The sequence below is a fragment of the Streptococcus sp. 1001283B150225_161107_H12 genome, from assembly GCF_015552665.1.
In the GTDB taxonomy this organism is placed as follows: Bacteria; Bacillota; Bacilli; order Lactobacillales; family Streptococcaceae; genus Streptococcus.
In genome coordinates this window covers 82,868-95,544 of the sequence record NZ_JADNFC010000003.1, presented here as the reverse complement: position 1 = coordinate 95,544, position 12,677 = coordinate 82,868, and the positions used below count along the sequence as shown (strand labels likewise).

The window sequence follows — 12,677 nt, the reverse complement described above, 5'->3', positions numbered from 1 at the left end:
AGATGGTCCAATATACAGGAGTCAATGTTGAAGAAGCCATTCAAAATGGTTTGAAAGAATTAGATATCCCGCGCATGAAAGCACATATTACTGTCGTTTCTCGTGAAAAGAAAGGGTTCCTCGGTCTCTTTGGTAAGAAGCCAGCTGTGGTAGACATCGAACCAATTGCAGAAACTACAGTGACAAAAGCCAATCAACAAGCTGTTAAGGGAGTTCCTGAGGAAATTAATGCTCAAAACGAACCTGTCAAGAGTGTCAGTGAAGAGACTGTTGATTTGGGGCGTGTGGTAGCAGCGATTAAGAAAGTTGAAGAAGAAGGCCAAGAAGTTTCTGAAGAAGTGAAGGCTGAGATTCTCAAACATGAGAAGGCTCCTGAAACCATTCTTGAAGAACAAGGTCATGGAGAGATTCTCGATTCAAGTCTTAACGAAGCTGAGTCACGCCAAACGTCTGATTTTGCTGGCTTGGGCATTGAAGTAGAAGAAAGCTATGACATTGAAAAGGTTGTCTCTGATGTCACTTCCTATGTTCAAACTGTTATTGATGAAATGGATGTCGAAGCTAGCATCTCAAGCAGCTACAATCGTCGCACTATCAATATGCAGATTGATACCAATGAGCCAGGTCGTGTCATTGGCTACCACGGGAAAGTTCTCAAGGCCCTTCAATTGTTGGCACAGAACTACCTTTACAATCAGTATTCTAAGAATTTCTACATTGCGATCAACGTTAATGATTATGTTGAACACCGTGCAGAAGTCCTTCAAAGCTATGCGCAAAAATTGGCAAGTCGTGCTCTAGAAGAAGGTCGAGCGCAACATACAGATCCAATGTCTAATAGTGAACGCAAGATCATCCACCGCATCGTATCGAAAATGGATGGAGTCACCAGCTATTCTGAAGGAGAAGAACCAAATCGTTACGTTGTCGTCGATATTGAAGGTTAATCTGCCGTCTAAAAAGGAAAATTTCAAAAGGGAGAGAGGGGTGTAAGCTTGCTCTCTCCTTTTCTATTTGGGAAAGGAAGACAAAAATGTATAGTAAGATGAGAGACTTTTTGAATTGTCAGGGGATCAAGTACCTAGCCCCTGCTAAAGCTGGTGAGGATGCAGAGCGAATGGTAGAGTATCGCGAGTTAGGGCAAGAAGCTCGGCAGGAATTCACCCACTTGGTCAGCGATTTTCAGAAGCTCTTTCCGCATTTAAAACAAGATCGGACCAGTCAGTGGATGAATCAAGCTCAAATTCTTCGCCCTCATTTTTGGGCTTATCTCCAAGGAGAGGGAGAGATAGCGGATCCGATGTTTGCCTTGCGACTTTATGGAGATGCGAAGGACTTTGGTGTGTCCCTGGAAGTAAGTTTTATCGAACGCAAGAAGGATGAGGAGAGTCTACAAAAGCAGAACCGCGTTTTAACTCTTCCGGTTTTTTCGCCAGTCTATTACTTCGCCCAAATAGAAGGTGTCAGTCAACGATTCCAAGGGACAGAAGCCAATCGCCAGAGACTTCTCAAAGGTGTGGAAACTGGCCAGGTCCGAAAGGTCTTGGTAAAAGTCGATGTCAATCTATCGCAAGCGACGAGTCGAGATGCCATTCTTGAGGAATTAAAAAAAGGAATGGCTAGCTTGCTTCCCTACTATGAAGCGACTCGTCAAAGGATAGAAGGAGATGCCCAATAAAAGCGGTATCATTGAACCTGCCCCAACAAATTTTTCATAGCTATTGACAAACAGACGTGAATCAGATAGAATAGTAAAGTATGTTTAGTAACTGATCACATTATAGCCGGCTAAACGAATACAAAATCTATGAGGAGGTATTCATCGTGAAACGTACTTATCAACCAAGTAAACTTCGTCGTGCGCGCAAACATGGTTTCCGTCACCGTATGGCAACTAAAAACGGTCGTCGCGTATTGGCAGCTCGTCGTCGTAAAGGACGCAAAGTTTTGGCTGCGTAATTCAGATAAAAAACTAAAAACCAGTAGAAACTCGAGACTACTGGTTTTTGTTTTGCCAAAAGTGTATTCAGCTAGGCTTTCTGTTATAATAGAGTGAGAAAAAATCGAAGAAAAGGATCCATATGCAAATTTTTGATACCCATACTCACCTCAACGTTGAAGAGTTTGCAGGGAGAGAAAAAGAGGAATTAGAACTAGCTAAAGAGCTGGGAGTCTTTGCCCACAATGTTGTTGGCTTTGACAAACCAACCATCGAACGAGCAATAGCCTTGGCCGACCAGTACCCGGAAGTTTATCTCACACTTGGTTGGCATCCTACCGAGGCAGGAGACTATAGTCCTAAGGTAGAGGCTTACCTACTGGAACAGTTGAAACATCCTAAAGTCGTCGCCTTAGGAGAAATCGGTCTGGACTATCACTGGATGACAGCACCAAAAGACGTTCAAGAAAAGGTTTTTCGTCGTCAGATCCAACTGTCCAAGGACTTGGACTTGCCTTTTGTAGTGCATACGCGTGATGCTCTTGAAGATACCTATGCCATTATCAAGAGTGAAGGAGTGGGTCCGCGCGGTGGGATCATGCATTCTTTCTCAGGAAGCTTAGAGGAAGCTAAGCGCTTCATGGATCTGGGAATGATGATCTCTTTTTCTGGAGTGGTCACGTTTAAGAAAGCAACAGATGTCCAAGAAGCGGCAACTGGCCTTCCGCTCGATAAGATCTTGGTTGAGACAGATGCCCCTTATCTGGCACCAGTTCCTAAGCGAGGCCGGGAAAATAAAACAGCCTACACCCGATATGTAGTGGATCATATTGCAACACTACGTGGTTTGACGACAGAGGAAGTAGCTCAAGCCACCTATGACAATGCGAGAAAGGTATTTGGCCTTGACTGAGAAAAGAAAAATACCAGAAGTGATTGTTGTTGAAGGCAAGGACGATACGGCCAATCTGAAACGCTATTATGAGGTGGATACCTATGAGACACGTGGATCCGCCATTAATCAGGATGACCTAGAACGAATTGCCACCTTGCAGGAGTTGCGTGGAGTCATAGTTTTTACGGATCCGGATTACAATGGGGAGCGCATTCGTAAGATCATCATGCAAGAAATTCCGCAGGCCAAGCATGCCTTTTTAAATCGTGGCGAAGCAGTGCCCAAATCAAAAACCAAGGGCTGTTCCTTGGGAGTCGAGCATGCCAGCTTTGAAGACTTAGAAAAAGCCCTTGCTGGACTGGTGGGCTCCTATGAAGATGAGCATTTCTTTGATATTACCAAGTCAGATCTGATGCGACTCGGCCTGCTGATGGGCAGTGACAGTCGCAAACGACGGGAATATTTAGGGGAAGCCTTGCGCATCGGCTACTGCAATGGCAAACAACTGCTCAAACGCTTGGAATTGTTTGGGATTTGTTTGGCACAAGTTGAAGAAACGATGGCTAGTTATTAAAAAAGAGATAGAGGTAGAAGATGGGATTGTTCGACCTGTTTACAGATAAGAAAAAAGTGATCGGCTTTTCTTTGGAGAATGTTCACGCAGAACATCAAAAGAATCCACGGCATTTTTTGATTCCAAGTCAAGAAGAAATCAACCAATTGAAGCTTGGGGACCAGGTTCGCCTCATCTTTGTGCTGGATACAGTCTTGGAGAATGGGTGTCGAGCAGAGCGTATGTGGGTCGAACTCACTGAAATCCGCGATGGGAAGTTCAAAGGACGTTTAACCAATCAACCCGCTTATATTACCTCCATCCAGCTTGGAGATGAGCTGGATTTTGCGCAGGAACATATCGCAAGCCTGATGGTTCCTCCTCTGAATCTTGATACGCAAAAAGGGGCCATGATTACCAAGGATTGCTTCCTACGACGTGAGATTAATTGGGCGATTCACGATGTCCCTCATCATCCACAAGATAGTGGTTGGCAATTCTTTACAGGCTTTGAGTCTCAGGAAGATTTGGACGATCCATCTAAGATCACCATTATCAGTCTTGAAGAGGCCTTGGAAATAGAGCCCTTGTTGGAAACCGTCTTAGATAAGAACGGGGAAGCTTATGTCTACCAAGCGGAGCAGAATGCCTTTGTGGAAGACTGTTAGGCTAGCTTGTAGAGAAACACAAGAGAGATAGAGTGATTATTTCTTACACTAAAAGGATTAGAAAAGAGAAAAAATGAGAATTGCAGATTATAGCGTGACAAAGGCAGTGCTAGAGCGTCACGGTTTTACCTTTAAAAAATCCTTCGGTCAGAACTTCTTGACTGATACCAACATCCTTCAAAAGATTGTGGATACTGCTGAGATTGATAAGCAGGTCAATGTCATCGAAATCGGTCCTGGAATTGGAGCTCTCACTGAGTTTTTGGCAGAAAATGCCGCAGAAGTGATGGCCTTTGAGATTGATGACCGCTTGGTTCCTATCTTAGCGGATACCTTGCGGGATTTTGACAATGTCACGGTTGTCAACCAAGACATCCTCAAGGTAGACCTCAACCAGTACATCGCAGAGTTCAAAAATCCAGAGCTTCCGATCAAGGTAGTGGCCAACCTTCCTTATTACATCACGACTCCCATCCTCATGCACTTGATCGAGTCTAAAATTCCTTTCCAAGAATTTGTGGTCATGATGCAAAAAGAGGTGGCAGATCGCATTTCAGCCGAACCTAATACCAAGGCTTACGGGTCTTTGTCCATTGCAGTCCAATACTATATGACCGCTAAGGTAGCCTTTATCGTGCCTCGCACCGTCTTTGTGCCAGCGCCAAACGTCGATTCTGCCATCCTCAAGATGGTGCGTCGCCCAGAGCCAGCAGTGGCAGTTAAGGATGAAGATTTCTTCTTCTCTGTTAGCAAGGCTAGCTTTGTCCACCGTCGCAAGACGCTTTGGAACAACTTGACCAGCCGCTTTGGCAAGACCGAAGAAATCAAAGCCAAATTGGAAGCAGGGATCCAAGCTGCAGGCCTGCAACCTTCTGTACGAGGAGAAGCCCTTAGCTTAGAAGACTTCGCCCGCTTGGCAGACGGTCTTCTAGAAGCCGGGATCAAATAATAGAAAAGACATGAGATATGAAGCTCATGTCTTTTCCAGTTGTAGAAGGAAAGGACGGGATTTGAACCCGCGCGTGAAGAAAATCCACTTGCCGGATTTCGAGTCCGGTGCCGTACCGAGCTGGGCCACCTTTCCAAGATGCGGAGAAAGGGATTTGAACCCTCACGCCCGAAGGGGCACATGCGCCTGAAGCATGCGTGTCTGCCGTTCCACCACCTCCGCATAGTTCTATTATACTCTTTTTAAAAGAAATGCCAAGAAAAAATAGCATGTTTCTTTTTATCGAACCTATTGAGGAAAAAGAAAGAGGCTGGGAAAATCCAGCCTTTTCTTTTTTTATTTATTCATAACTCAGTTGAGGGTAGAGTTCTTCTTGTTCTGCAGAGGTATCTTTGAGAAGGAAAATGGCCCATAAGAGAGCAAGGATAAAGACGACTAAGCCAGGGATCCCGCCTTCAGGTCCAAACTCACCACCTGTGATAAAGGTCCGGTTTGAAGTCGTGAAGTACATCAGAGAGGATTCACTATCAAAGCCGCTGACATGGAAGCCGTAGACATTTCCCATGATGAAGTTCCAAGCGAAGTGGAAGCCACAAGGTCCCCAGATATTTCCTCTCTTCAAGGCATAGACAGCTGTGAAGAGACCGAAAACGAAGAGGTGAACTGTTGAGAGCCAGGAAGCTCCGTTGTTGTTCAAGTGGAAGTAGGAGAACATGGTAGAAGAAATGAGGATGGCTAAGTAAGCATTCTTATGGTAAGAAATAATCGGAATCAACCAACCACGGATATAAATTTCTTCGGCTGCCGTTTGAAAAATATAGCCAATCAGAACCAAGATCCAAGATACGAGGAAAGGAAGACTAAATTGAATACGATCGAAACGGACATCGCCAGTGATGAAGAAGACGATTAAGACCGTAGTAATCATAATGGCACCGACCAAGACACCCTTAGCGAATTCGGAGAGACCATTTCCTTTGGAAAAGCCCATGGTTCGAATCGGTCGTTTTTCAATGAGTTTCACCCAGAGGAAGAAGGCAATGATGGTGTAGAGGAAGGACAAAAGATCCAGAATATTCCACCAGTCGGGAATCCAACTTTGTTTGTTCAAAAAGAAGTTTGTGGAAGCAGTACTGATCGGAGACATGTACTGGGTGATGTAATAGAGAATAAAGGGAGCTAAAAACCAAGGGGTTAAAAACTTCCCTTTCTTTACATTAGAAACGAGAGGGTTACTCTTGGAAAGAAATGAAAAACTCATAAAGGACCTCCTTATAACTGGCAGGGATTAGTAAGAAAGTCAGAAATTAGGCACCAAAAAAAGGCTTCTTTCATTACTAATCAGGTAGCTTCGTCAAGAAATGTATCAGTCTCCGTCACTTCCTTTCTATAAAATAGTTTGGACTTCCCACGATAGGCATATATATTATGTCCTTCTCCTCTATTATAAACCTATCTGAAAACGTTTACAACCCCTTGTCTGCATCTTGCTCAAAAAAACTGGATGAACTTCTTTTTTCCTACCCAAGTCAGTAAGCGCTATCGTATATTTTTTGATATAATGGTAGTATTAACTTTAAAGGAGTGCTAGTTGCAAGGAACGATTGTTAAAGCCTTGGCCGGTTTTTATTATGTGGAGTGCGAGGGAGAAATTTACCAAACACGCGCCCGAGGAAATTTCCGGAAAAAGGGACAAACTCCCTATGTTGGAGATAAGGTAGAATTTTCAGCTGAAGAAAATTCGGAAGGCTATATTTTAAAAATATTCCGAAGAAAGAATAGCTTAGTTCGCCCACCCATTGTGAATATAGATCAGGCTGTCGTCATCATGTCTGCCAAAGAGCCGGATTTTAATGTTAATTTATTGGACCGCTTTTTAGTCCTATTGGAACAAAAAGTGATTCATCCGATTGTCTATATTTCAAAAATGGACTTACTAGAAGATCCAGCTCAGATGCTTCCTTTCCAGGAAGTCTATCGCAAAATGGGCTATGACTTTGTCACGGACAAGGAAGAGCTCTTGCCTCTCTTGAAGGATCAGGTGACGGTCTTTATGGGCCAAACAGGAGTGGGGAAATCCACCCTCTTGAATACCTTGGCTCCGGAGTTGGAACTAGAGACAGGAGAAATCTCCGACAGTCTTGGACGCGGCCGCCATACGACGCGAGCTGTCAGCTTTTATGATCTCAATGGGGGCAAAATTGCGGATACTCCTGGCTTCTCCTCTCTAGATTATGAAGTCGATAATGCGGAAGATCTCAATCATGCTTTTCCTGATATCGCCAAGGTGAGCCAGGATTGCAAGTTCCGTACTTGTACCCACACACATGAACCATCCTGTGCCGTCAAGCCCGCTGTTGAGGAAGGGATCATAGCTTCCTTCCGCTATGAGAATTACTTACAGTTTTTGAGCGAGATCGAAAATAGGCGTGAAACCTACAAAAAAGTATCGAAAAAATTACCCAAATAAGGAGACCTGAAGAATATGAAAACAAACAAATTAGCCCCTTCTATCTTGAGTGCAGATTATGCAAATTTTGAAAGTGAATTGAAGAAATTGGAAGCATCTGGTGCAGAGTACGCCCACATCGATGTAATGGACGGCCACTTTGTGCCTAATATCAGCTTTGGTGCTGGTGTAGTTGCTAGCATGCGTCCTCACAGCAAGCTAGTGTTTGACTGTCACTTGATGGTTACCAATCCTGAGCAACATATCGAAGAGTTTGCGCGTGCCGGGGCAGATATCATTAGCATTCACGTCGAAGCGACTCCACACATCCATGGGGCCCTTCAAAAAATTCGTTTGGCAGGGGTCAAACCAAGTGTGGTCATCAATCCAGGAACCCCTGTTGAAAGTATCCAACACATCTTGAACTTGGTAGATCAAGTACTTGTCATGACTGTCAACCCAGGATTTGGTGGACAAGCATTCCTGCCAGAAACTATGGATAAGATTCGTCAATTGGTTCAATTGCGTGAAGAAAAAGGATTGGATTTCGATATTGAAGTCGATGGGGGAATTGATGATAAGACGATTCACGCTGCGAAAGAAGCAGGAGCAAACGTCTTTGTAGCAGGTTCCTATGTTTTTAATGGAGATGTGAATGAACGAGTTCAAACCCTTCGAGCAGCCATCCAAGACTAAGGCTGCGATTGTAGCTGGAGGCCGAGTGGAAACCATTCCGCTAGACTTAGATGTTTATGTCGGGGTGGATGCAGGTTGCCTTTTCCTATTAGAGCAAGGATTGGAACTTTCTTTAGCAGTTGGAGATTTTGACTCTGTCGAGCCAGAAGAATTCCAGAGTATTCAATCTGCGGCTCACGAATTACGGACTTCGGTAGCAGAAAAAAATGATACGGATCTGGAATTGGCGATTAAGGAAGTGTTAGAACGTTGGCCTCAAGCTGACATTCTAATCTTTGGAGCCTTTGGTGGTCGCCTGGATCACCACTTGGCCAGCGTTTTTTTGCCCAGCGATCCAGAGATTGCACCCTTTATGTCCCAACTTTACTTGATGGACCAACAAAATTATCTCTGCTATCGTCCAGCAGGCCGACATACCATTCTGCCTATAGCAGGCTATACCTATGTAGCTTTTATGCCAGTTGAGGGAGCTTCCATCCAGATTGAAGGAGCCAAGTATCCCTTAAATCAGACCAATTATTTTAAAAAGGCTATTTATGGGTCCAACGAGTTTATCAATCAGCCGATTACCTTAACCGTTGATCGAGGCTACGCCCTTATCATTTATAGCAAGGATGGGAAATAAGATGGAAATAATCCTTTTTGTATTAGGAGTGGGAAATCTTGTCTTGCTCTTCTTGCTCTACCAGCAACGGACAGCTGATAACAAACAGGTCCGTGACTTACTGGAGGACCAAGAAGATCATCTTTCGGATCAGCTGGATTACCGATTTGAGAGAGAGCGACAAGCTCAGCAAATCACTGGCCAGCAGATAGAGATGGCGATCAGTGACCGTCTTATGGAATTACGGACAGAAATGCATCAGCAAACGACTGCTTTACGAGCAGAACTTGCTGAGAATTTCACTAAAAACCGAGACAAAACGGACGAGCGGATGCAACAGATTCAAGCTTCCAATGATTTGCGGTTGGAGCAGATGCGTCAAACGGTCGAAGAAAAGTTGGAAAAAACCTTGCATAGTCGTCTCCAAACCTCTTTTGAGACGGTCTCCAAACAATTGGAGTCGGTCAATAAAGGTCTTGGGGAAATGCAGACGGTCGCAAGAGATGTGGGAAGTCTCAATAAGGTCCTCTCCAATACCAAAACCCGTGGGATTATGGGAGAACTCCAACTCGGCCAGATCATCGAAGATATCCTAACTCCCGCCCAATATGAAAGAGAGTTTGTAACAGTTCCCCATTCCAGCGAACGCGTCGAGTATGCCATCAAGATGCCTGGTCAGGTCAGAGGGGAATACGTCTATCTGCCAATCGACTCTAAGTTTCCTCTGGACGGTTATTACCGACTGGAAGAAGCCTATGAAAGTGGGGAGAAAGAGGAGATTGAACGGTGTCGCAAACTCCTATTGGCTAGTATTAAACAATTTGCCAAGGACATTCATCAAAAATACCTCTATCCGCCTGCCACTACTAATTTTGGGATTCTCTTTTTACCGACGGAAGGGCTCTATTCAGAAGTGGTCCGCGACCCAGCCTTCTTTGATCGCCTCCGAAGAGAGGAGCAGATCGTCGTCGCGGGGCCAAGTACGCTTTCAGCTTTGTTGAATTCACTATCGGTTGGATTTAAGACCCTGAATATTCAACGAAGTGCAGATGATATTAGCAAGGTCCTTGCATCCGTCAAGACGGAGTTCCAAAAATTTGGAGGTGTTTTAGAAAAGACCCAACGGCAGTTGAAGCATGCCTCTGGCAACATTGATGACCTCTTAAACCGAAGAACAAATGCTATCGAGCGTACACTCCGAAACATTGAAACGTCAGAGAATCTAGATATAGAAAGCCTATTGAATTTAGAAGTTGGAGAAGATGATGGTCAAAATTAATCAAATGAAAAAAGACGAATTATTTGAAGGTTTCTACCTCATTAAGTCAGCAGATCTTCGTCAGACACGTGCTGGAAAGAACTATCTTGCCTTTGTCTTCCAAGATGAGACAGGCACGATTGAAGGAAAATTGTGGGATGCTCAGCCACATAATGTGGAGCAATTTCAGGCTGGGCGTGTGGTTCATATGAGTGGCCGTCGGGAGGTCTACAACAATACGCCCCAGGTCAATCAGTTGACCTTGCGGTTGCCTCAAAGCGGGGAGCCATCAAATCCAGCAGATTTTAAGGAAAAGCCTCCAGTAAATCCAGTCGATTTGAAGGACTACCTATCGGGGATGATTTTCAAAATAGAAAATCCAGTTTGGCAACGTGTGGTGCGGGCGCTATACAGCAAGTATGACAAAGAGTTCTACTCTTATCCTGCGGCCAAAACCAACCACCATGCTTTTGAGACAGGCTTAGCTTATCACACAGCCACTATGGTTCGTTTGGCTGAGAGCATCTCTCAGGTGTATCCTCAATTAAACCAGAGTCTCCTCTATGCCGGTATCATGCTTCATGATCTTGCCAAGGTACTGGAGCTATCAGGGCCTGAAAATACAGAGTATACAGTTCGAGGGAACCTCATCGGGCACATCGCTCTAATCGATGAAGAAATTACCAAGGTCTTACAAGAGTTAAAGATTGACGATCAAAAAGAAGATGTGATTGTGTTGCGCCATGTGATTTTGAGTCACCATGGTCTACTAGAATATGGTAGTCCGGTTCGTCCAAAAATCATGGAAGCCGAGATCATCCATATGATTGATAACCTAGATGCAGAAATGATGATGATGACTTCTGCCTTAGCTTTAGTAGGTCCTGGTGAAATGACCAATAAGATTTTTGCCTTGGACAATCGCTCCTTCTATAAGCCAAATTTAAAAGATTCGTAATGAACTGTCCTTAAATAAGCTGCTCTTAGTTTGTTAGTAAAAAAACCAAAAACGAATGTTGTGAGACTAACAATGTTCGTTTTTTGGTATAATATGGTATAATACAATAAAAAAAACTATGTGGAGAGAAAATGAAGCTAAGAAGAAGTGAGCGGATGGTTGTGATCTCGAATTACTTGATTAATCATCCCTACGAATTGACGAGTTTAAATACATTTGCCGAAAAATACGAATCTGCCAAATCATCTATTTCTGAGGACATTGTCATTATTAAACGGGCCTTTGAAGAAATGGAAATTGGAAGCATTGAAACTCTTACTGGTGCAGGTGGAGGGGTCATCTTTACACCATCGATTTCGGATGCAGATTCAAAAGAAATTGTCCAAAATTTGTGCAATCAATTGTCAGAAAGTAACCGGATTTTACCAGGTGGGTATATCTACCTTTCGGATTTGCTAAGTGATCCAAAAATCTTAAATAATATCGGACGCATTATTGCCAAGGCCTTCCGAGATCAAAAAATCGATGCAGTCATGACGGTGGCCACTAAGGGTGTTCCATTAGCAAACGCGGTAGCGAATGTCTTAAATGTTCCTTTTGTCATTGTACGACGCGATTTGAAAATTACAGAAGGCTCAACGGTCAGTGTCAACTACGTATCTGGTTCCAGTGGCGATCGGATTGAGAAAATGTTCCTATCTAAACGTAGTTTGAAAGCTGGAAGCCGTGTTCTGATTGTCGATGACTTCCTTAAAGGAGGGGGAACTATCAGTGGGATGGTTAGCCTCTTAGCTGAGTTCGATTCAGAGTTGGCAGGAGTTGCTATTTTTGCGGACAATGCTTCGGCTAGAAGTAAAGATTTATTTGATCACAAGTCACTTCTACGTGTGACCAATATTGATGTAGCAGAAAATAAAATTGATGTAGAAATCGGAAATATTTTTGATAAGGACTAAGCTGGAGAGGGAGAAAGGAAAATGAAAACAATTTTAGACCGTTTTGATCGTAGTCCCCTATGGCTTCGATTGGCAACGATATTCATCTTGACAGGAGTTCTTGTCGGTGGGCTTTATACGGTTCGTAAAAATTCTGCAGACCAAGTTACAGTAGTGAAGCGAGAAACCAAAAAAACAGGTTCTCTTCCTATTAAGAAGAAAGATCCTAAAAAGGCCAAAGAAGAAGAGGAAGCGAAAATCGCTGAAGCGGCTGAAAAAGCAGTTGCTCATTTTGAAACGACTGCAACTCAAGAAACCTTAACCGCTGCCAAAGAGGCCGTAGAAAAAGTGAAGGACGAAACCAAAAAACAGGCCTTTCAAGCTCGTATTCAGTACATTGTAGACTATTACGGAATGCAAACCAACCAGAATACTCAATCAACTGATACGAATCAAGCTAGCCAAACAGGTCAACCTCAGCAAGTCGTTCCAGCAGAAGTCCCTCAGTATCAGTCCAATGAGGTTCCTCAGGTTTCGAATGCTACCACACCAGCTGTAACGCAACAATCTGAACAATAATCTAGCGCGATTTTAAGAAGAAGCAATCGTGCAAAAAAGAGAAAAAAATCTTGACAGTGAAAGTGCCGCTATGTTACAATAATAGACGGTACTTTTTACTTTTGGTCTCTCAAGAGTGTACAGGGACGTGCTGACAAATGTTGCAAAAGTACACACAGATGGTAGCTGTCACCAAGTGTATCATCACCAAAAAT

The 12,677-nt window shown here is 43.7% G+C and carries 15 protein-coding genes and 2 tRNA genes; 14 read left to right on the top strand and 3 right to left on the bottom strand.

Going from position 1 to position 12,677, the window contains the following annotated elements:
• Nucleotides 1–2: 2 nt before the first annotated feature.
• The 7 genes from jag to rsmA all read left to right on the top strand — a co-directional run bounded on the left by jag (nt 3) and on the right by rsmA (nt 5,004).
• Nucleotides 3–947, top strand: a complete 945-nt coding sequence (jag, locus tag I2C87_RS05685) for an RNA-binding cell elongation regulator Jag/EloR (RefSeq protein WP_048715695.1) — start codon at nt 3–5, stop codon at nt 945–947.
• Nucleotides 948–1,033: 86 nt separating this feature from the next.
• The gene (locus I2C87_RS05680; protein ID WP_048715697.1) at nt 1,034–1,678 is read left to right on the top strand and encodes a hypothetical protein; all 645 of its coding nucleotides are present in this window, start codon (nt 1,034–1,036) and stop codon (nt 1,676–1,678) included.
• Nucleotides 1,679–1,824: 146 nt separating this feature from the next.
• Complete coding sequence (rpmH, locus tag I2C87_RS05675; RefSeq protein ID WP_003003086.1) at nt 1,825–1,959, top strand: 50S ribosomal protein L34; 135 nt, start codon at nt 1,825–1,827, stop codon at nt 1,957–1,959.
• A gap of 122 nt (nt 1,960–2,081) precedes the next feature.
• A complete protein-coding gene (locus I2C87_RS05670) occupies nt 2,082–2,852 on the top strand; it encodes a TatD family hydrolase (RefSeq protein WP_048715699.1) in 771 nt (256 codons plus the stop codon).
• Nucleotides 2,824–3,408, top strand: coding sequence for a ribonuclease M5 (gene rnmV, locus I2C87_RS05665; RefSeq protein ID WP_173018618.1), 585 nt, complete (start codon nt 2,824–2,826; stop codon nt 3,406–3,408). The genes I2C87_RS05670 and rnmV overlap by 29 nt, the downstream gene beginning before the upstream one ends.
• Nucleotides 3,409–3,428: 20 nt before the next feature.
• Nucleotides 3,429–4,055, top strand: a complete 627-nt coding sequence (locus I2C87_RS05660; protein ID WP_048715703.1) for an immunity protein Imm33 domain-containing protein — start codon at nt 3,429–3,431, stop codon at nt 4,053–4,055.
• Between the two features lie 73 nt (nt 4,056–4,128).
• Entirely contained in the window at nt 4,129–5,004 is an 876-nt protein-coding gene (gene rsmA / locus I2C87_RS05655) for a 16S rRNA (adenine(1518)-N(6)/adenine(1519)-N(6))-dimethyltransferase RsmA (RefSeq protein WP_048715706.1), read from the top strand.
• 46 nt (nt 5,005–5,050) lie between these two features.
• Here the strand turns inward: rsmA and I2C87_RS05650 are convergent.
• The 3 genes from I2C87_RS05650 to I2C87_RS05640 all read right to left on the bottom strand — a co-directional run bounded on the left by I2C87_RS05650 (nt 5,051) and on the right by I2C87_RS05640 (nt 6,265).
• Nucleotides 5,051–5,139, bottom strand: a tRNA-Ser gene (locus I2C87_RS05650).
• A 4-nt stretch (nt 5,140–5,143) separates the two neighbouring features.
• Nucleotides 5,144–5,226: transfer RNA gene (locus tag I2C87_RS05645), tRNA-Leu, on the bottom strand.
• 118 nt (nt 5,227–5,344) lie between these two features.
• Nucleotides 5,345–6,265, bottom strand: coding sequence for a CPBP family intramembrane glutamic endopeptidase (locus I2C87_RS05640; protein WP_048715708.1), 921 nt, complete (start codon nt 6,263–6,265; stop codon nt 5,345–5,347).
• A 330-nt stretch (nt 6,266–6,595) separates the two neighbouring features.
• Between I2C87_RS05640 and rsgA the strand changes: the two genes are divergently transcribed.
• The 7 genes from rsgA to I2C87_RS05605 all read left to right on the top strand — a co-directional run bounded on the left by rsgA (nt 6,596) and on the right by I2C87_RS05605 (nt 12,483).
• A complete protein-coding gene (gene rsgA, locus I2C87_RS05635) occupies nt 6,596–7,474 on the top strand; it encodes a ribosome small subunit-dependent GTPase A (RefSeq protein WP_195324191.1) in 879 nt (292 codons plus the stop codon).
• Between the two features lie 15 nt (nt 7,475–7,489).
• Complete coding sequence (rpe, locus tag I2C87_RS05630) at nt 7,490–8,149, top strand: ribulose-phosphate 3-epimerase (RefSeq protein WP_023024510.1); 660 nt, start codon at nt 7,490–7,492, stop codon at nt 8,147–8,149.
• Nucleotides 8,109–8,774, top strand: a complete 666-nt coding sequence (locus I2C87_RS05625; protein ID WP_195324190.1) for a thiamine diphosphokinase — start codon at nt 8,109–8,111, stop codon at nt 8,772–8,774. The genes rpe and I2C87_RS05625 overlap by 41 nt, the downstream gene beginning before the upstream one ends.
• Before the next feature lies 1 nt (nt 8,775).
• Nucleotides 8,776–10,032, top strand: a complete 1,257-nt coding sequence (locus I2C87_RS05620; protein WP_048789968.1) for a DNA recombination protein RmuC — start codon at nt 8,776–8,778, stop codon at nt 10,030–10,032.
• On the top strand, nt 10,019–10,969 hold the full coding sequence (locus I2C87_RS05615; RefSeq protein ID WP_195324189.1) for a 3'-5' exoribonuclease YhaM family protein: 951 nt from the start codon (nt 10,019–10,021) through the stop codon (nt 10,967–10,969). Before I2C87_RS05620 ends, I2C87_RS05615 begins: the two co-directional genes overlap by 14 nt.
• Before the next feature lie 131 nt (nt 10,970–11,100).
• Nucleotides 11,101–11,925, top strand: coding sequence for a pur operon repressor (purR, locus tag I2C87_RS05610; protein WP_048690858.1), 825 nt, complete (start codon nt 11,101–11,103; stop codon nt 11,923–11,925).
• Nucleotides 11,926–11,946: 21 nt separating this feature from the next.
• Entirely contained in the window at nt 11,947–12,483 is a 537-nt protein-coding gene (locus tag I2C87_RS05605; protein WP_048690856.1) for a hypothetical protein, read from the top strand.
• Nucleotides 12,484–12,677 lie beyond the last annotated feature (194 nt).